General features: G+C 69.3%; 15 protein-coding genes and 2 tRNA genes. 13 read left to right on the top strand and 4 right to left on the bottom strand.

Annotated features, from left to right (window positions below; genetic code table 11):
* Positions 1-157: 157 nt before the first annotated feature.
* A complete protein-coding gene (locus ACWDR4_RS47820; protein ID WP_004002642.1) occupies positions 158-571 on the bottom strand; it encodes an SsgA family sporulation/cell division regulator in 414 nt (137 codons plus the stop codon).
* A 191-nt stretch (positions 572-762) separates the two neighbouring features.
* On the opposite strand from ACWDR4_RS47820, the gene ACWDR4_RS47825 reads away from it, so the two are divergent.
* The 7 genes from ACWDR4_RS47825 (at position 763) to ACWDR4_RS47855 (ending at position 9,254) form a co-directional block, all read left to right on the top strand.
* Positions 763-1,215: a TIGR02611 family protein gene (locus tag ACWDR4_RS47825; RefSeq protein ID WP_450418223.1), complete on the top strand. Its 453-nt coding sequence runs from the start codon at positions 763-765 to the stop codon at positions 1,213-1,215.
* A 54-nt stretch (positions 1,216-1,269) separates the two neighbouring features.
* Positions 1,270-1,341, top strand: a tRNA-Val gene (locus tag ACWDR4_RS47830).
* Positions 1,342-2,619: 1,278 nt separating this feature from the next.
* Positions 2,620-3,906: an ABC transporter substrate-binding protein gene (locus ACWDR4_RS47835; protein WP_450418205.1), complete on the top strand. Its 1,287-nt coding sequence runs from the start codon at positions 2,620-2,622 to the stop codon at positions 3,904-3,906.
* Between the two features lie 14 nt (positions 3,907-3,920).
* On the top strand, positions 3,921-4,877 hold the full coding sequence (locus ACWDR4_RS47840; RefSeq protein WP_450418206.1) for a carbohydrate ABC transporter permease: 957 nt from the start codon (positions 3,921-3,923) through the stop codon (positions 4,875-4,877).
* Positions 4,878-4,885: 8 nt separating this feature from the next.
* Positions 4,886-5,758, top strand: coding sequence for a carbohydrate ABC transporter permease (locus tag ACWDR4_RS47845; protein ID WP_450418225.1), 873 nt, complete (start codon positions 4,886-4,888; stop codon positions 5,756-5,758).
* A gap of 42 nt (positions 5,759-5,800) precedes the next feature.
* On the top strand, positions 5,801-6,400 hold the full coding sequence (locus ACWDR4_RS47850) for a hypothetical protein (protein ID WP_450418207.1): 600 nt from the start codon (positions 5,801-5,803) through the stop codon (positions 6,398-6,400).
* A 115-nt stretch (positions 6,401-6,515) separates the two neighbouring features.
* Positions 6,516-9,254, top strand: a complete 2,739-nt coding sequence (locus ACWDR4_RS47855) for an exo-rhamnogalacturonan lyase family protein (protein WP_450418209.1) — start codon at positions 6,516-6,518, stop codon at positions 9,252-9,254.
* A gap of 92 nt (positions 9,255-9,346) precedes the next feature.
* Here the strand turns inward: ACWDR4_RS47855 and ACWDR4_RS47860 are convergent, their stop codons facing one another.
* Positions 9,347-11,695, bottom strand: a complete 2,349-nt coding sequence (locus ACWDR4_RS47860) for an SCO7613 C-terminal domain-containing membrane protein (RefSeq protein ID WP_450418210.1) — start codon at positions 11,693-11,695, stop codon at positions 9,347-9,349.
* An 86-nt stretch (positions 11,696-11,781) separates the two neighbouring features.
* Here ACWDR4_RS47860 and ACWDR4_RS47865 point away from each other — a divergent pair, with 86 nt between their 5' ends.
* Together ACWDR4_RS47865 and ACWDR4_RS47870 are read left to right on the top strand one after the other, a co-directional pair.
* Positions 11,782-12,228, top strand: coding sequence for an SRPBCC family protein (locus tag ACWDR4_RS47865; RefSeq protein WP_450418212.1), 447 nt, complete (start codon positions 11,782-11,784; stop codon positions 12,226-12,228).
* Between the two features lie 66 nt (positions 12,229-12,294).
* A tRNA-Val gene (locus ACWDR4_RS47870) sits at positions 12,295-12,366 on the top strand.
* Positions 12,367-12,432: 66 nt separating this feature from the next.
* Here ACWDR4_RS47870 and ACWDR4_RS47875 read toward each other — a convergent pair.
* Complete coding sequence (locus tag ACWDR4_RS47875) at positions 12,433-13,158, bottom strand: exonuclease domain-containing protein (protein ID WP_450418214.1); 726 nt, start codon at positions 13,156-13,158, stop codon at positions 12,433-12,435.
* 168 nt (positions 13,159-13,326) lie between these two features.
* Between ACWDR4_RS47875 and ACWDR4_RS47880 the strand changes: the two genes are divergently transcribed.
* The 3 genes from ACWDR4_RS47880 (at position 13,327) to thrS (ending at position 17,212) form a co-directional block, all read left to right on the top strand.
* Positions 13,327-13,893: a DUF4365 domain-containing protein gene (locus tag ACWDR4_RS47880; protein WP_450418216.1), complete on the top strand. Its 567-nt coding sequence runs from the start codon at positions 13,327-13,329 to the stop codon at positions 13,891-13,893.
* Entirely contained in the window at positions 13,890-15,113 is a 1,224-nt protein-coding gene (locus tag ACWDR4_RS47885) for a hypothetical protein (RefSeq protein WP_450418217.1), read from the top strand. Before ACWDR4_RS47880 ends, ACWDR4_RS47885 begins: the two co-directional genes overlap by 4 nt.
* Positions 15,114-15,235: 122 nt before the next feature.
* Positions 15,236-17,212, top strand: coding sequence for a threonine--tRNA ligase (gene thrS, locus ACWDR4_RS47890; protein ID WP_450418219.1), 1,977 nt, complete (start codon positions 15,236-15,238; stop codon positions 17,210-17,212).
* Between the two features lie 28 nt (positions 17,213-17,240).
* On the opposite strand, the gene ACWDR4_RS47895 is transcribed toward thrS, so the two are convergent.
* Entirely contained in the window at positions 17,241-17,897 is a 657-nt protein-coding gene (locus ACWDR4_RS47895) for a potassium channel family protein (RefSeq protein ID WP_450418221.1), read from the bottom strand.
* Between the two features lie 67 nt (positions 17,898-17,964).
* Between ACWDR4_RS47895 and ACWDR4_RS47900 the strand changes: the two genes are divergently transcribed.
* On the top strand, positions 17,965-18,537 hold the full coding sequence (locus ACWDR4_RS47900; protein ID WP_450418222.1) for an HIT family protein: 573 nt from the start codon (positions 17,965-17,967) through the stop codon (positions 18,535-18,537).
* The last annotated feature ends 116 nt before the right edge of the window (positions 18,538-18,653 follow it).

Here is an 18,653-nt window from a genome sequence, read left to right on the forward strand (position 1 = left end):
GATCTGTGTGGCGGACACCCGCCAACGGCCACGCCCCCGCACCGGCGCCGCCCCGCGTACCCCCCGCGGGGCGGCGACGGTGTGCCATATGCGGTTGTCCTGACCCGAGCCGTCTCCCCGAGTGGACGGCGCCGGGCGGCTCTGTGGGGGCCTCGTCCTAGCTCTCCGCCAGGATGTGGGACAGCTCCTGGTCGAGGTCGAAGTGGCGGTGTTCCGTGCCGGGTGGCACAGCGGCGTCCGTTCGCTTCAGGAAGGACTCCAGGGCTCGTGCGGGGGCTTCGAGCAGGGCCTCGCCCTCCGGGGAGCTGAGGGCGATGCAGACAACGCCCTGACCGTGGCTCCGGGACGGCCAGACTCGGACGTCACCGGTGCCGGTGGGCCGGTGGAGGCCCTCCGCGAGCAGGTCGCGGGCGAACACCCACTCGACGGTTTCCTCGGCTCCGGTGTGGAAGGTGGCGTGCACGGCGTAGGGATCGGCCGTGTCATACCGCAGTCCTGCGGGAACGGGCAGTGAGGACTCGCTCGACACAACGAGGCGCAGGTGCAGCTCGCAGCTGACCGTGGTGTTCATAAGCGCCAAGGCCTTTCGCTCAGTGTGCGCTCGGGGATTCGCACGTCGGCGAAATCGACATGCCACCTACGGTGCCGTTGTAAACCCCTCTGGGTGTTTTGCGTGTCTTTACGTAACTCTTCCGGCCGAGAACCGGTTCGTCGGCTACGACCATTCCGGTGACCGGTTTCCGTCGGGTAGGGTTTGGTCGTATGAATACGGGGAGTGACAAGCCTGGCGAGGTCGCCGTGGCACCAGATGAGACCGAGGCCGGTGGGACCGCAGAGGAGCGGGAGCTCGGGTCGAGGGCGCCGGAATTCATCAAGGCGCGCCGCATGCTGCATGTGAGCTGGCAGGTCGGCGTATTCGTCGTGGGCCTCGCCGTGGTGGGCGCCGGCATTGTCATGCTGCCGCTGCCCGGGCCGGGCTGGCTGGTGATCTTCGGCGGTATGGCGATCTGGGCGACCGAGTTCGTCTGGGCCCAGCTGGTGCTGCGCTGGACGAAGCGCAAGGTCACCGAGGCGACACAGCGTGCGCTCGACCCCAAGGTGCGCCGCCGGAACATCATCCTGACGACGATCGGCCTCGTGATCATCGCGGTTCTCGTCGGGATCTACGTATGGAAGTTCGGGCTGGAAATGCCCTGGAAGATCAAGGACCAGTGATCCGGTGCGTGACCGGGGCACCCCCTGACATGGGGTAATGTTCTCCCTGCGTCCGGGCGATTAGCTCAGTGGGAGAGCGCTTCGTTCACACCGAAGAGGTCACTGGTTCGAACCCAGTATCGCCCACCGGATCGAGTGCGGCCCGTGTCCACGGAAACGTGGACACGGGCCGTATTTGTGTTGTTTCCGTGGTCGTCTCCGCGCGGGCTGCGTCCGTGCGCCGTGGGCATCGCTGTACGTCGCGGGTATCGCCGTACAGCGTGGCTGAGTGGCCAGTAACCAGTAGTCTGCTGCCGCAGGCCGGCGGCATGGAAGCTTCGCCTCGTGGTGGGTTCGAGGGGCGCTCTGGAGCGGTTCAGGTGCTGGTGGGACCGGTTGGCGCACCCTGGGCGGCGGCACTCGCGAATCCCTGACCGGCGGCACCGGCGAAGCCCTGACCGGCTCCATCAGTGCATCCTCGATCGGCCCCACCAGCGAAAGCCCGACGGGTGCCATCCGGGAGTCCCTGATCGTCTCCGGCCGGCTTTCGTCCGCGAGTCCCTGGCTGTCCCCACCCGGGATTCCCCGACCGTCTCCGGCCGGCTTTCGCCCCCGAGTCCCTGGCCGTTCCCGACCGGCTTCGCCCGTGGGTCTCTGACCGTCTCCACCTGCGGGTCTCCGACCGGCTTCGCCTGCGCGTCGCTATCCGGCTGCGCCCCGCGCGCCCCTTTCCGGCCCCACCCGGCGCATCCTCCCGGGCGTCGCCCTCGGCACTCTCCAGCGCACCCTCCCTGGGCCCGGTCGCCTCGGCCAGCGCCCGCGCGGCGGCTTCGTCGGCGCCCGGCCGCAGCCTGCCTGCCCGGGCGCGATCTCGCGCACCGGCCTCGTCAGTCCTGGCGCCCTGCCGTGCACCGTCCTCGGGACCGCCCCGGCGCCATCCCGTCACCATCCTCATCCTCGGAACTCTCCGTGCACCCCCTTGAGCCCCCTTCGCGCCCCCGCCGGGACCCCCTTCGAGCCCCCCATCAGGACCTCTCCGTGGCCCTCATCAGGACCCCTCGGACCCCCGCGACGGCCCCTCCATCCGCCCCCGTCGATCCCGACGCCGTCCCGTTCGACAGTCCACCCCCTTCCGTCCCCTCCGACGTCAACTCCCCACCCGGTAGGCACATTTCGGCCTCGCCCCAAATAAACACTGGCGTTCCGCGAGCGTTCGACCCGCCGACCCCAACCGCCTCACCTGCGACGCCAACCCTCTTGCCCGGGGTGCGAGTCGACTCGCACCCAGACCTCCCCCAGCCCGCTCACAGAAAATTCCTGTCCGAATCATTGACGCACTCCGAGCCCCTCCGTAACTTGTGCCAGCAAGCGCTTACTTGAAACGATTCACGCAGGCGCCAATGACGTCGCGGGGAGGGCCCGACTGTGCCTAAGAACGGGAATGTTGAGAGACGAACGATCCTCAAGGCGGCCGGAGCCTCGGCGGTCGCGCTGGGGCTGGCGGCGACGGCCGGGTGCGGTGGCGACGGTGGTGCCGGGGACGGGAATGTGACGCTCCGTTATGCGTGGTGGGGCGGCGAACCGCGGACCATCGCCATCAAGAAGACGATCGCGCTCTTCGAGAAGAAGTACCCGAAGATTAAGATCAAGCCCGAATTCACTGACTACGCGGCGTTCTGGGAGAAGTTCCAGACCCAGGCCTCCGGCGGTAATCCGCCGGACGTTTTCCAGAATGCGGTCGGCTTTCTGCGCAAGTACGACAAGCGTGGCGTTCTGATGGATCTCAAAACGCAGGCGGACGCCGGGAATCTGAGCCTGGAGGACTTCCGCAACGGGGTTCTGGCGAACGGTCAGGTCGACGGAAAGCAGATCGGCATACCCGTCGGCGCCAACACCATGGCACTCGTCATCGACCTCAAGGCCTTCGAGAAGGCGGGCGTCGAGGCGAAGTTCGGCTGGACCTGGGACGAGTACTTCGACGCGCTGCAGACGATCCAGGACAAGCTGAAGATCGCCGGTGACACGGGCTACTTCACCATCATGTACCTCTACGACCTGTACCTGCGCCAGAACGGCAAGGCCTTCTTCACCGACACCGATCTCGGCTTCACCGAGGACGATCTGACGCAGTGGTGGGAGGACGGCTACAAGCGCGTGAAGTCCGGTCTTGTCGCCGACCCCAAGAAGATCGAGCAGGTCGCGCCCAAGTCCGGTCTGTCGGCGGGGCTCGCCGCGTCCGAATTCACCTGGGACAACTTCTCCATCCGTTACGAGGGCGAGGGCGAGTCCGACTACGGGCTCGCGCCGATCCCCACCACGGACGGCAAGGACACCGGCCAGTACCTCGGCTCGCTGATGCTCAGTGCCTTCTCCGGGACCAAGCACCCCAAGGAGGTCGCCCAGTTCATCGACTTCATGGTCCACGACCCCGAGGTCGGCAAGATCATGGGCTACGACCGCGGCATCCTCGCCACCACCGAGCAGTACGCCGCCTTCAAGCCGACCGACCCCAACAACAAGGGCGTCTCGGCCTACGAGGACGAGGTCGCCAAGGCCGGCGTCCTCGGGAAGATCACCCCGCACCCGTCCGGCGCGGACGTCATCGAGGCGGCCTTCCTGCGCATCGGCGGTGAGATCGCCCAGGGCAAGACCAAGCCGGCCGACGGCGCGAAGGCACTGTTCGGCGAGGCCAAGGCCGCGTTCGCGGGCTGAGGGGACGTACCAGCATGACGCTCGTCAAGGAAGCGCCCGTGCGCCCGGCCGGGAAGCGGTCCGTCGCCCCCGCCCCCGGGCGGCGCGGGCGGCGCCGCGAGAACCTCGCCGGCTATCTCTTCATGTCGCCGTGGATCGCGGGTTTCCTGCTGCTCACGGCAGGACCGATGATCGCGTCGCTGTACTACGCGTTCACCAGCTACAACCTGTTCACACCGCCCCAGTGGGTGGGACTGGACAACTTCACGACGATGTTCCAGGACCCGCGCTGGCAGAAGTCGGTCGAGGTCACGCTGAAGTACGTCGTCGTGGCGACACCGCTGAAGCTGCTCCTCGCGCTCGGAGTGGCGCTGCTGCTCGCGCAGAAGCGGCGCGGACAGGCCCTGTACCGGGCCGCCTTCTACATGCCGTCACTCATCGGCGCCAGCGTCTCCGTGGGCTTCGTGTGGCGGGCGCTGTTCTCCGACGACGCCGTCGTGGACCGTACGCAGAAGGTCTTCGGGCTCGACGTCGGCGGCTGGATCGGCAATCCGGACTACGTCCTGTACGCCCTGGTGGCGCTGAGCATCTGGCAGTTCGGCGCGCCGATGGTCATCTTCCTGGCGGGACTGAAGCAGGTGCCGCGGGAACTGTACGAGGCCGCCGAGGTGGACGGAGCCGGTCCCTTCCGGCGGTTCTGGAACATCACGCTGCCGATGATCTCCCCGGTGCTGTTCTTCAACGTGCTGCTGGAGTCCATTCACGCGTTCCAGGTCTTCGGCTCCGCGTACGTCGTCTCCGACACCCGGTGCGGACCCGCCGACGCCACCCTCGTCTACACCTGTTATCTCTACCAGAAGGGCTTCAAGGAGGCCCAGATGGGCTTCGCCTCCGCGATGGCCTGGACGCTGGTGATCGCGGTCGCGCTCGTCACGGCGGTCCTGTTCTGGTCGCAGAAGAAGTGGGTGCACTACGAGGAGGCAGCCAAGTGAGCAGCCAAGTGACCACTGTTGCCACCCCCGTCGTGCGCCCCGCGACCGAGCGACGGCGTATCGGATCCCTCGCCTGGCACGTGGGCGCGCTCCTCGTGCTCGCGGTCGTCCTCTACCCGGTGATCTGGGTGCTCGGCGCCTCGTTCAAGCCGAGCAAGGACATCATCGCCAGCCTCGACCTGCTGCCCACCAAGCCGGTCTGGGCGAACTTCTCCGGGCTCGCCGACGGCATCTCCGGCATCTCCATCACCAGCTTCTTCACCAACTCGCTGATGTACGCGGGCCTGGCCGTGGTCGGCGTGGTGATCTCCAGCTCGCTGACGGCGTACGCCTTCGCCAAGATCCGGTTCGCCGGGCGGAACCTGCTGTTCACGCTGATGATCGGCACCCTGCTGCTGCCGTACCACGTGCTGCTCATCCCGCAGTACGTGCTGTTCCGCAACCTCGGCTACATCGACACGCTCGTGCCGCTCGTCGCGGGCAAGTTCCTGGCCACGGAGGCGTTCTTCGTCTTCCTGATGGTGCAGTTCATGCGTGGGCTGCCGCGCGAGCTGGACGAGGCCGCCAAACTCGACGGCTGCGGACACCTGAGGACCTACTGGTCCATCGTGCTGCCGCTGAGCCGGCCCGCCATCATCACCAGCGCCATCTTCACCTTCATCAACGCCTGGAACGACTTCATGGGGCCGTTGATCTACCTCAACACCCCCTCCAAGTACACCGTTTCGCTCGGCCTGATGATGTTCCGCGACCAGGAGGGCATCTCCAACTACGGCAGCATGATCGCCATGTCGCTGGTGGCGCTGGTGCCGGTCGTCGCCTTCTTCATGGCCTTCCAGCGCTATCTCATCGACGGTATGGCGACGTCCGGACTGAAGTAGGCGGACCGGACTGACGTATGCAGAAAGGCTGATGCGGTCACCATGGCAGAAGCACGTGTGAAGGCCCGCTCCCCACGCAAGGAGTCCCTGTTCGGCGAGCGTTTCGCGGTCTTCGCCGAGTGTCTGCTCACCGGTGTCTGGATCGCCGTGGCCTCGCTCGGGGTCGTCACCTACCCTGCCGCCTTCGCCGCCGGCGCACGGCATCTACGGCGCCGTACGGCCCACGAGGCCGGCGGCTGGCGGGAGTTCGTCGCGGACTTCCGGGCGGCCGTGCGCGGCGGGTGGCTCGTCGGGCTCGCCGGCTGGGCTGCGGGCGTCGCGGTCTGGGTGGACGTCCTGGCGGCACGGGCCGGGATTCCCGGCGGGCCGTTCGTCGGGGCCGTCGGCATCTTCGCGCTGCTCGGACTCGCCGTGGCCCTGCTGCGGGCGGCGGCCGTCTGGACGCCGGGCGCCCCCTGGCGGGCGCTGCTCGCGGACGCCGGGCGCCGGACCGTGCGCGATCCCGCCGGGTCCTTCCTGGTCGTCTGCGGGCTGGCCGTCGTAGCCCTGTCCGCAGGGTTCCTTCCGCCGTTGGCGGTTCCCGTCCTCGGGGCCGTCGCGGCGGCGGCCGTCGCCGTCGAGGAGCGGTACCGGCGCCGCTGACGGGCGGTGCCCTCGCACCAGGTCGGCGCCCCGGGTGCCGTACCTCTCGCTGTCATGCCCCTGACTAAATCCTGACTGTCCCCGCACCCGCACGGAAAGGAAAGGCTGGTCACCCATGTCTCCCATCCCCCGCAGGTCCCTCCTCAAGGCTGCCGCAGTCGCCGGAGCCGCCGCCCAGTTCAGCTGGGCCCTAGGGGCGAAGGGCGCGCAGGCCGCGCCCAGAGCCGCCGAGGCAGCCACCGATCCCGTGCCCCTGGACTGGCTGGAGGACGGCGGCCTCGGCGCCGCCCCCGGTTCCACCGTCGGCGTGCCCTGGCCCAAGGGCACGTACGACGCGGACCAGGCCTTCGCGCTCACCGACGCCGACGGCAAGGCCGTACCCGTACAGTCCTGGCCGCTCGCCTACTGGCCCGACGGCACCCTCAAGTGGACCGCGCACGCCGTGAGTTCGGGCGGCGCCGGGCAACTGACGCTCGCCGCCGGAGCCCCCGAGGCCCCCACCTCGAAGGTCACCGTCGACAAACGCGGCGGGACCATCGACATATCGACCGGGGTCATCACCGCCCGCATCGGCAAGTCCGGTTCCACGCTGGTGAAATCGGTGACACGCGGCTCCACCGAGATCGCGAAGAACGGGCGGCTCGTCCTCATCCGCCAGCCCGAGATCGAGGACGAGGACCAGGGCGCCACCAAGTTCGAGCGCTTCGAGAGCGCCATCAGCGAGGTCGAGGTCGAACAGGACGGCCCCGTAAGGGCAGTTGTCCGCATCGACGGCAAGCACCGCAAGGGCAGCCGCAGTTGGCTCCCCTTCTCGATCCGCCTCTACTTCTACGCCGGCGCCGACTCGTTCCGCATGGTCCACACCATCACGTACGACGGCACCCAGGAACCCGGCAAGGCCAGCGGCGACTTCATCCGCGGCCTCGGGGTCCGCTTCACCGTGCCGATGCGGGACGCCTCGTACGACCGCCACATCCGGATCGGCGGCGACGGCACCGGACTGCTCCGCGAGGCCGTCAAGGGCATCACAGGACAGCGCCGCGACCCCGGAGCGGCCGTCCAGGCGGCCCAGTTCGAGGGCGAGAAGCTGCCGGACCCCGCCACCTGGGACCAGCGGGTGACGACCAGGTTGCAGTACATCCCCGAGTGGGGCGACTACACCCTCTCCCAGCTCTCCGCCGACGGCTTCACCCTCCGCAAGCGCACCAAGAAGGGCTACGGCTGGATCGGCGCCGGCGGCGGCAAGCGGGCCTCCGGGTTCGGCTACGTCGGCGGGGCGAGCGGCGGATTTTCCTTCGGGCTGCGGGACTTCTGGGAGAAGCACCCCGCCCAGCTCGACATCCGCGACGCCCACACCGACGAGGCCGAGGTCACCCTCTGGCTCTGGTCGCCCGAGGCCCAGCCCATGGACCTGCGCTTCTACCACGACGGCATGGGCCAGGACACGTACGCCGAACAGCTCGAAGGCCTCAACATCACCTACGAGGACTACGAACCCGGCTTCGGCACCCCGTACGGAATCGCCCGTACCTCCGAACTCCTCTTCTGGGCCAACGAGTCGACGCCGTCACCGGCAGTGCTGGCCCAACAGGTAGAGGCCGTAAGGGTGTTGCCTCAACTGGCCGCCCCGCCAAGGCAACTGATCAAGGCTCAGGTCTTCGGCCCCGGGCTGTACTCCGAGCCCGACCGCTCCACCCCCGCCAAGGCCAAGATCGAGGACCACCTCGACTTCCTCTTCACCTACTACAAGGACCAGGTGGAGCAACGCCGTTGGTACGGCTTCTGGGACTACGGCGACATCATGCACTCGTACGACACCGCCAGACACCAGTGGCGGTACGACGTCGGCGGCTACGCCTGGGACAACTCCGAACTCTCGCCCGACCTCTGGCTCTGGTTCGCCTACCTCCGCTCCGGCCGCGCCGACATCTTCCGCTTCGCCGAGGCGATGACCCGTCACACCGGCGAGGTCGACGTCTACCACCTCGGCCAGTGGGCCGGCCTCGGCACCCGGCACGGTGTCCAGCACTACGCCGACAGCGCCAAGCAGCAGCGCATCGCCAACACCACCTACCGCCGCTACTACTACTTCCTCACCGGCGACGAACGCGTCGGCGACCTCATGCACGCCAACGTCGACAGCGACGAGACCTTCCTCGCCCTCGACCCGCTGCGCAAGATCCGCACCGAGCCCTACACCCCCGACCGGCACGCCCTGTCGATCGGCTTCGGTACGGACTGGAGCGGGCTTGTCTCCGCCTGGCTCACCGAGTGGGAACGCAAGGGCCCCAAGTGGGAGAAGGCCAAGGCACGGGTGCTCTCGACCATGGAGACGATCGCCGCCCAGCCGAACGGATTCGTGCAGGGCAGCGGCCTGTACGACCTCGACACCGGGAAGTTCGCGGTCGCCGCGTCACCCGTCGTCGGCGTCTCGCACCTCTCCGCCGTCTTCGGACTCAACGAGCTGTGCACCGAACTGATCGACCTGGTCGACATGCCCGAGTTCAACGAGGCGTACTTCGACTACTGCCGCTACTTCAACGCCACCAAGGCCGAACAGGCGGCCCGCTACGGCTCCAACTTCGGCACCCTGCTCCTCTTCCAGGGCCACTCGCGACTCGACGCGTACGCGGCTGTGCAGACCGGGGACGCGAAGCTTGCCACGCGCGCGTGGGACAAGTTCTACAACTCCGACGGCTACAAGGAGTCTGCGCCCTGGAAGACCGAGGAGTTGAGCGGCCCGGTGACGCTTGTGCCGGGCAGTGAGGCTGCCTGGGTGTCCACGAACGACACCGCGTTGTACGGGCTTGCCGCCATCGAGAACCTGGCGCTGCTCGGGGACAGGATGCCTTAACAGGTTCGTGGGGAACTGCGGGTCCGTTGTGGCTGGTCGCGCCCGCGCGGCGGAGCCGCAGATCGATACAGCCCCGCGCCCCTTGGGTGGGTTCAGTGAAGGCTTCCCAGGAAATCCCGCATTTTTCGGGCGTCCCTGAGGCGTTGTTCGTACGTTGCGCCCAGGGCCAGGAGGAGTAGGCCAGCCAGGGCGGGAAGCACCCAGCGGGGGAGGGCGTCGGTCACTTGGACGATGTACGGGGCCAGCTCGTGCAGCGCGTCCAGAGTCAGGACCGCGCCGCCCAGCAGGAGGGGCGCGCGGAGGTTGTAGCCGGCGCCCAGCAGGGTGAGCGACAGAGCGGCCAGGCCCAGCAGGAGCGGTCGGGTCCAGTGCGGGTCGCTCCAGGCCGCCGCGAGGCTCGGCAGGAAGGTGGCGGCGAGACCGGGGCCGAAGGCCGTCCAGGACGAGGTCAGGGGGTCGCGGCGCAGTCGTAGGAAGCCGATGACCAGCGCCGGGACTGTCACCGGGATCGTGTACGCCTCGGGGATCCCCACGTCCCAGGCCGCCAGGCGTACCCAGGTCGCCAGGACGAACAGGACGGCGGCGACGTAACCGACGGGGCGGCGGTCCGGGCGGATCGCCGTGCCCGCGGCGATCACTCCGCACAGGGCCAGGACCAGGGCGAGCATCGGCAGGTCGGTCGCCGCGAGCGCGAGGGCGAGCAGCGCGGCCACGGCTCCCGTCACCTCCATGGGAATCCGCTCCATGGGAACCCGTGCGCTCACGCGCGGTGCGATCAGGGCCGCGGCGACCGGGACCGTCAGGACCAGCAGGGCGGTGTGCTGCGGCTGCCAGCCCGCGGCCACTCCCGTCGCGCAGGCCAGCGCGGTGGCGTACGAGAGGGCGGCCGGGGCCGTGACCGAAGTGAGTCGCCGCGAGACCGCCGCGAAGAACACGGTGAGCACGGAGAACGTGGTGAGGGTCGCCGTCTGGGAGGCCAGCGCGGTGAACGAGAGACCGGCGGAGGTGACGAGCGCGAGGACCGTCGCAGCCGGCTGCCCGTACGGCGAGGCCAGGACGACCGCCGTCAGGGCCCCGAGCGCCAAGAGGCCGGTCGTGTAAGGGAGTTCGAGAACCGCCGGGACCGTCAGTGCCGCGGCCCAGCCGAGCATCAGCGCGCCGGTCAGGGCCCGGGGGCGCCGGTCGGTGCCCCTGACAGCCAGGGCGAGCACCGCAGCGACCGCGACCAGGACGAGCGGAGCCGTCGCCGTGTCCGGGGGCCAGGGCAGGTCCACCGTCACCGCCGCACGGGCGTTCGCGGGCGCCCCGGACCACGCCCGCGACGCCCAGGCGACCGGCCCCAGCAGGGTGATCGCCACGAGCGGCAGCGCCCACAGCGCCGCGAGCCCCTGTACGGCGACGGAGGACCAGGCCAGACCGTTCCGCACCGGCTCAGGGATCCGGTGGACGCGTACCGCCGCCAACAGGGCGATCCCGCAGGCGAGATGGACCGGAACCGTCCAGACGTCCGGCACCGCGGGCCGGACCGCGCTGCCCAGCGCGGCGACCGTGAGGAGCCCGGAGGCCACGGCGAGGCCGACGGCGTGACCCTTGCCCAGGCCGCCGTGCCACGCCGCGCCCAGGGCGACGGCCGCCGCGAGGAGGACGAGCGCCGCCGCACGGGTGGCGGCGCTCGGACCGGTGGCCGTCCACGACAGCCAGCCGGCCGCCAGTGCGCCCGAGGAGCCCAGTCCGTACGCGCCGACGGCGGCGACGACGCGTACGGGCCCGGCGGTCACTCGGAGCGCCACAGCGGTGTCGAACCCGGCCGTCAGCAACAACGCGGCCGTGATCCCGTAGGAGTCCGCGGAGGACGACAGAGCCCAGAAGAACAGCGGGAGTTGGGCCGCGGCGAGCGCGGCGGGGAGGGGCAGACGCAGCTCGGTCGCACGCGGCAGCAGGCCGTACGCCGTCCAGAGCCCGGCCAGCAGCGCCGAGGCCACCGCCGTGAATCCCGCGGCTCCCGTCCCCGCGAACGAGAGCACGTACAGCGCGTACGCGTCCAGCACCGTCAGCGCCAGCCCCAGGCCCGCCACCGACTCGGCCGTCGACCGCAGCCCGCGCTTCACCAGGGGGAGCGGAGCGGCGAGCGCGGCCAGCGTGACCGTCCCGAGCACCAGGCCCCGCCCCGCGATACCCATCTCGCCCCAGCTGACCAGTGTGAACACCATCGCCGCGATGGTGAGCAGGACACCGCCGAGCAGCAGGAGAAGGTTCTGCACGCCGGGCGCGCTGGTCTCCGGACGCGGCGAGGTCACGGGGGCCGGCTGCGTCGGCCGCGGCTTCAGCGCGGCGACCAGCCAGGCCCGTCGGGCCAGCAACTGGGCCCGGCGGCGGTCGAGTTGCCACAGCTCGGCATCGAGGAGCCGCAACTCCTCGGCCGGGGGCAGGATGTGCGTCATGCCTTGGAGTGTGGTCCGCGTCACGTCGTACGGCATGAGTGCGCGTACTCAGAACCTACTCAAGTCCCTGCGGGCACACTCTGTGGATGGACTGGAGCCATTACCGCTTCCGCACGCGGTGGACCCTGCCCGCGCCGCCCGCCACCGTCTACGACCTGCTGGAACAGGCCGAGGACTACCCCCGCTGGTGGCCCCAGGTCCGTGCGGTGGACCGCCTCGACGACACCACGGGCGTCATCAGGATCCGCGCCACCCTGCCGTACGACCTGGTCTTCACCGCACGCGAGGTGCGCCGTGACCCGGCCGCCGGAATCCTGGAGATCGCCATGACCGGCGACCTCGACGGCTGGGCCCGCTGGACACTCACCCCGGCCGGCTCCGGCACCCTCGCCCGCTACGACCAGGAAGTCGACGTCACCAAGCCACTGATGCGCCTCCTCGCCGTACCCGGACGGCCCCTCTTCCGCGCCAACCACGCCCTGATGATGCGCGCGGGACAGCGCGGACTGACCGCCCACCTCCAAGCGGTCTGAACCAGCGGTGTGAACCAAGCGGTTTGAACCAAGCCCGTCCGGACCTGTATTGTTCAGTCCGTTCCCGGGCGATTAGCTCAGTGGGAGAGCGCTTCGTTCACACCGAAGAGGTCACTGGTTCGAACCCAGTATCGCCCACCGGGATAAGGCCGGTCCGTCATCGACGGGCCGGTTTTTCCATGCGCTCGTACAGCTCCTGTACGGCTATGCCGCCGCCGGCATCTCCGGACGCAGCGGCCACGCCGGATCCACCGCCTCCGGCGAACCGCTCTTCGCGAACCACGCCTGCAGACCCCGTGCCTGCGCCGCGTGCCACACCGCCTGGAGCGTGTGCAGTTCGGCGGGGGACAGGCGCTCCAGCCGGGTCGCGAAACGGCGCCCGACCGCCCGTACGACCTCCAGCGAGGCCATCGCGTCCGCCGCCGCGTCGTGCGCGCCCTCCAGCGTGACGCCGTAGTGCGCGCACAGGTCCGTGAGGGTGCGGCGGCCCTTGCGGTAGCGGTCCAGGTGCTTGTCCAGGACCCGGGGGTCCAGCACCAGCAGCGGTGTCGACTCGAACCAGTCGTCCAGCGACGAGGCGCGATGGCGGCGCAACTCCCGGTCCAGCATGGTCAGATCGAAGGGCGCGTTCATGATGACCAGTGGGCGGCCCGCCGCCGCCTGCTCGGCCAGCGCCCGGGCTATCTCCTCCATCACAGGGGACGGCCAGCGGCCGTTGCGCTGCAGATGTTCGTCCGTCAGCCCGTGCACCGCCGTCGCCGAAGCGGGCACGGGCACACCCGGGTTGATCAGCCAGCGGCTGATCCTCGGCCGGATGGCCGGACCTTCCTGGACCACGACGGACGCCGACACGATCCGGTCGGTCTCGACGTCCACACCCGTGGTCTCCGTGTCGAACGCGGCCAAGGGGCCCTCGTACCAGCACGTCATACCAATGCAACTCCTCGTTCACCCACGGCAGCTGACGCACCGTCTTCTGCCTGTTTGGTGATACCCGGGCTGTTTGCGCCGTACGCCGGAAGGAGACAACAGAGGTACAGGTTTACGCACTTCAGCGGCCTGTCACTCAAATTCACCTGGTTTGGAAGGCACTTGGTCATGGCGATAGCGCAGCCCGAGCGGGGCGGGCTGCTGCCCGAGCGGACGGCACCCCATCGAGGCACCCTCGCCACCACCGCCTGCATGGAGACACTGCAGGTGGGCTATCTGCACGCCGTCGCGGCGGCGGCCGGCTGCTCGCTGTCCCAGCCGTTCCCCGACAACGGCATCGACTGGCACGTCAGCCACGGCTCACCCGGCCACACGGTCGACGACGAGGTCACCATCAAGGTCCAGCTGAAGGCGACCTACCAGATCGCGCCGAACCCGCCGGGCCCCTACTTCTCCTTCACGCTCGACAACGCCCACCTCGCGAAGCTCGCCCGCACCCCGGTCTCCGTGCACAAGATCCTGGTCGTGATGCTCGTGCCGCGCACGCAGGACGACTGGCTGAGAGCCAGCCACGACCGGCTCGACCTGCGGCACTGCTGCTACTGGATCAACCTCGCCGGGCAGCGAATAACCGGCCGGCACCGGACCACCGTGCGGATACCGACCTCACGCATCTTCGACGACCGCGCGCTCTGCGAGATCATGACGCGGGTCGGGACGGGAGGCAGACCGTGACGCACCGCCCCACCGAGGAGCCCCTGCGGCCCGTCCGGCCGCACCCCGTCGACACCACCTGGGACAACGAACCGCCCGCGCCCGAACACGTCGACCCCGCCGTCCTCGGCGCCCTCCTGCGCCGGCACGGCTGGCAGCGACGCGGGGGAGCCGTCGGACGGTACGGACGCTGGACCCCACCCGGGCCCGGCGGCAGCGGCACGAGCCTCCTCGTGCCCGAGAGCCGGGCCTACCCCGACAGCGACGACCTCCTCGGCGAGGCCCTCATCGCCCTCGCTCGCAGCGGATCACCCGCCGCCCGCGAAGTGCTCATCGGCCTCGCCGTCCCCAGCGACGAGATCCGCTGGTGGCGGGACGTCCCGACCGGCCCCGCAGGCATCGCCTCCTGGCCCGTCGAGGAACAACTGCGCTCCGCCGCCCGCCGCATGATGCTCGCCGGCGCACTCGCCACGCGCGCGCGTGCCGGCTACTACGGCGCCCGCCACCGCAGGACCGCCGCCGCGCTCCTCGAACACGTCCTCGTCGGCGCCGCCCCCGCAGGACGCAGCCTCACCGCGTTCGTCCCCGTCGGCACGGGCCGCCCCCTCGCCGTACGCCTCCACCAGGCCCTGTACGCGGCCCGCGAGGCCATCGACTACCACCGGGCCACCGGCGGCATGGACGCCTTCGACGGCGCCGTCGAGGCAGGCGTCAGCCACGAGCTGACGGAGGCCCTCGTCGCCCTCGTACGCGGTACGGAGGGCGCCCGCGTCGTCGTCGAGTGGGCACCCGGCGCTGAGGTCCCCGAGGGCTGCTCGGCCACCACCGAGCCCGTCGAGTTCTCACCCGGGGACCTGCCCGTCCTGCGCGCGGCCGGCACCCGCTACCTGCGCGAGGAACCCTCGGTCCCGGTCCGGATCACCGGCACGGTGGTACGGATGCGCAGGTCGGGGCCGCGCGGCGAAGGCGCGGTACGCCTGCGGGTGCTGGCCGGCGCCGAGATCCCGCACGTCCGGATGACGCTGGACGAGGAGGCGTACCGGATCGCCGGGCAGGCGCACCTCGTCGGGCTGCCGGTGCGGGTGCACGGCCGGCTGGAGAGCCGGGGCGGCTTCCGCAGGCTGACCCAGGCCTCCGAGGTCGTACCCGTCCAGGTCGACGACGCGGAGCGGGACCGGCTGATGAAGTCGCTGCAGGAGAACCTCGACTTCTTCGAGGAGGCGTGCAGCGGGGACGACTGAGGGGGCCGTCGACCAGGGCTGTCGGTTATCTGTTTCGCGGTGGGCGGGTCGGGGTCGGTACGATCCTCACTTGCGCGCGCTCACGGTATGGCGCCGCATCCCCCTTCAGTCAGGAGAGACCGGTGTCAGACGTCCGTGTGATCATCCAACGCGATTCCGAGCGGGAAGAGCGCGTGGTGACGACGGGGACTACGGCCGCCGACCTCTTCGCCGGCGAACGTACGATCGTTGCCGCGCGCGTGGGCGGGGAGCTCAAGGACCTCGCGTACGCGGTGGCGGACGGCGAGGAGGTCGAGCCCGTCGAGATCTCCTCCGAGGACGGCCTGGGCATCCTGCGCCACTCCACCGCCCACGTCATGGCCCAGGCCGTGCAGGAGCTGTTCCCCGAGGCCAAGCTCGGCATCGGCCCGCCGGTCAAGGACGGCTTCTACTACGACTTCGACGTCGAGAAGCCGTTCACGCCCGAGGATCTCAAGGCCATTGAGAAGAAAATGCAGGAGATCCAGAAGCGCGGTCAGCGGTTCTCCCGCCGTGTGGTGACCGACGAGGCGGCTCGCGAGGAGCTGGCGTCGGAGCCGTACAAGCTGGAGCTGATCGGCATCAAGGGCTCCGCGTCGACCGATGACGGCGCGAACGTCGAGGTCGGCTCCGGCGAGCTGACGATCTACGACAACCTCGACGCCAAGACCGGTGACCTGTGCTGGAAGGACCTCTGTCGCGGTCCCCACCTGCCCACCACCCGGAACATCCCGGCGTTCAAGCTGATGCGCAACGCCGCCGCGTACTGGCGGGGCAGCGAGAAGAACCCGATGCTCCAGCGCATCTACGGCACCGCCTGGCCCTCCAAGGAGGAGCTGAAGGCGCACCTCGACTTCCTCATCGAGGCCGAGAAGCGCGACCACCGCAAGCTCGGCAGCGAGCTGGACCTGTTCTCCATTCCGGACCAGATCGGCTCCGGCCTCGCCGTCTTCCACCCCAAGGGCGGCATCATCCGCCGCGTGATGGAGGACTACTCGCGCCGCCGGCACGAGGAGGAGGGGTACGAGTTCGTCTACACCCCGCACGCCACGAAGGGGAAACTTTTCGAGACCTCGGGCCACCTGGACTGGTACGCCGACGGCATGTACCCGCCCATGCAGCTCGACGAGGGCGTGGACTACTACCTCAAGCCCATGAACTGCCCGATGCACAACCTGATCTTCGACGCGCGCGGTCGTTCGTACCGTGAACTGCCGTTGAGGTTGTTCGAGTTCGGGACCGTGTACCGGTACGAGAAGTCGGGTGTCGTGCACGGCCTCACCCGTGCGCGTGGCTTCACGCAGGACGACGCGCACATCTACTGCACCAAGGAGCAGATGGCGGAGGAGCTGGACAAGACGCTCACCTTCGTCCTTGGGCTGCTGCGCGACTACGGCCTGACCGACTTCTACCTGGAGCTGTCCACCAAGGACCCGGAGAAGTTCGTCGGCTCGGACGAGGTCTGGGAAGAGGCCACGGAGACGCTGCGTCAGGTGGCCGAGAAGCAGGGGCTTCCGCTGGTTCCGGACCCGGGGGGCGCCGCCTTCTACGGGCCGAAGATCTCCGTCCAGACGCGCGATGCCATTGGCCGGACCTGGCAGATGTCGACGGTCCAGCTCGACTTCAACCTGCCCGAGCGGTTCGACCTGGAGTACACGGGTCCGGATGGCTCGAAGCAGCGGCCGGTAATGATCCACCGGGCCCTGTTCGGCTCCATCGAGCGGTTCTTCGCGGTGCTCCTTGAGCACTACGCGGGGGCGTTCCCGGCGTGGCTGGCGCCTGTTCAGGCGGTCGGTATCCCGATCGGCGACGGGCATGTGGAGTACCTGCAGAAGTTCGCCGCGGAGGCCAAGAAGAAGGGCCTGCGCGTCGAGGTCGACTCGTCGTCCGACCGTATGCAGAAGAAGATCAGGAACGCCCAGAAGCAGAAGGTGCCGTTCATGGTCATCGTCGGCGACGAGGACATGAACGGCGAGACGGTCTCCTTCCGCTACCGCGACGGTTCGCAGGAGAACGGCATTCCCTTCGAGGAGGCCATCGCGAAGATCGCGAAGGTCGTCGAGGAGCGGGCGCAGGTCTGATCCGAGGTTCCGCAGGCCCCCGGGGAGTTCACCTCCCTGGGGGCCTCTCGTCGTCCTCCCGCGAGAACACACCCAGCAGCCACGACGAGAACGACCCCGTCACCGCCCCCAGCAGTGCCAGCCCGCACGCCATCAGGCCCACGGCGACCACCCTGCCGATCGGGGTCACGGGGGATACGTCGCCGTAGCCGACGGTCGCGAGCGTGGCGCAGGTCCACCACACCGCGTCGCCGAACGTCAGGATCGTCGCGTCGGGCGCGGCGTGTTCCTGCTGGTACACGGCCAGGGCGCCCGCGAAGCCGAGCAGGGCCACCGACAGACCGGCGTACACGGTCACGCGTGCGTACAGCGCGAGCCGGGGCGTGCCGCGCCGGTGCAGTACGGCCTCGTACACCCTGACCACTCGCAGCGGGCGCAGCAGGGGCAGCAGCAGGACGAGGGTGTCCAGCCAGTGTGTGCGTACGAACCGGGCGCCCTCTCCGCTCAGGTGCCAGCGCACCGTGTAGTCGAGTGCGAAGACCGCCCAGGCGGCCAGCAGTACGGCGAGGCAGAGGGCCTGTCCGGTGGCGGACAGGTTGTGGGCGAGTACGCGGACCGCGTATGCGGCGAGAAAGAGCAGTGACGCCATTCCGAGCGGGGCCTCGGTGCGCCGCTCCCAGCGTTGTGTGCGGCTGTCGTCGTCCATTCCGTCAGCTTGGCCGTGGGTGTCCCGGCGTGTGCCCCGGCGACACGGTCCATCTGGGCGAAGCAATATGCTGCATGGCATGACGAGTGAGCCGGAGCAGCAGATCGGAGTCGGGACGCAGGACGCGTTTCAGCGCCTGTGGACGCCTCACCGGATGGCATATATCCAGGGCGAGAACAAGCCGACCGGCCCGGGTGCCGACGACGGCTGTCCTTTCTGCTCGATCCCGGCCAAGTCCGACGAGGACGGCCTCATCCTCCGACGTGGCGAGCAGGTGTACGCGGTGCTCAATCTGTACCCGTACACGGGCGGTCATCTGATGGTGGTGCCGTACCGGCATGTCGCCGACTACACGGATCTGACGGATTCCGAGACCGCCGAGCTGGCCGAGCTGACCAAGCAGGCGATGACGGCCCTGCGTACGGCGTCCGGTGCGCACGGGTTCAACATCGGGATGAACCAGGGCACGGTGGCGGGTGCGGGCATCGCGGCCCATCTGCACCAGCACATCGTTCCGCGCTGGGGCGGCGACACGAACTTCATGCCGGTGGTGGGTCACACGAAGGTGCTGCCGCAGCTGCTGGGGGACACGCGGAAGATGCTGGCGGAGGCGTGGCCCACCAGCACCTCCGGTGCCTGAGGACGGACGGGGGTCCGGGGGTTCAACTGCACCTTGTTCTCGAAGCCGGTGCAGCTCCAGGAGGCGTTGGCGTTGGCCGTGCCGTTGACGAACGCCTTGGCGTCACCGGTGATGAT

This window comes from Streptomyces sp. NPDC000878 (assembly GCF_053599695.1).

Coding starts and splice junctions, on each gene's coding strand:
- ACWDR4_RS47865 (WP_450418212.1), top strand. CDS start 11,782: ATGGACTGGAGCCATTACCGCTTCCGCACGCGGTGGACCCTGCCCGCG.
- ACWDR4_RS47900 (WP_450418222.1), top strand. CDS start 17,965: ATGCTGCATGGCATGACGAGTGAGCCGGAGCAGCAGATCGGAGTCGGG.
- ACWDR4_RS47820 (WP_004002642.1), bottom strand. CDS start 571: ATGAACACCACGGTCAGCTGCGAGCTGCACCTGCGCCTCGTTGTGTCG.
- ACWDR4_RS47875 (WP_450418214.1), bottom strand. CDS start 13,158: ATGACGTGCTGGTACGAGGGCCCCTTGGCCGCGTTCGACACGGAGACC.
- ACWDR4_RS47880 (WP_450418216.1), top strand. CDS start 13,327: ATGGCGATAGCGCAGCCCGAGCGGGGCGGGCTGCTGCCCGAGCGGACG.
- ACWDR4_RS47840 (WP_450418206.1), top strand. CDS start 3,921: ATGACGCTCGTCAAGGAAGCGCCCGTGCGCCCGGCCGGGAAGCGGTCC.
- ACWDR4_RS47850 (WP_450418207.1), top strand. CDS start 5,801: ATGGCAGAAGCACGTGTGAAGGCCCGCTCCCCACGCAAGGAGTCCCTG.
- ACWDR4_RS47855 (WP_450418209.1), top strand. CDS start 6,516: ATGTCTCCCATCCCCCGCAGGTCCCTCCTCAAGGCTGCCGCAGTCGCC.
- ACWDR4_RS47860 (WP_450418210.1), bottom strand. CDS start 11,695: ATGACGCACATCCTGCCCCCGGCCGAGGAGTTGCGGCTCCTCGATGCC.
- ACWDR4_RS47825 (WP_450418223.1), top strand. CDS start 763: ATGAATACGGGGAGTGACAAGCCTGGCGAGGTCGCCGTGGCACCAGAT.
- ACWDR4_RS47895 (WP_450418221.1), bottom strand. CDS start 17,897: ATGGACGACGACAGCCGCACACAACGCTGGGAGCGGCGCACCGAGGCC.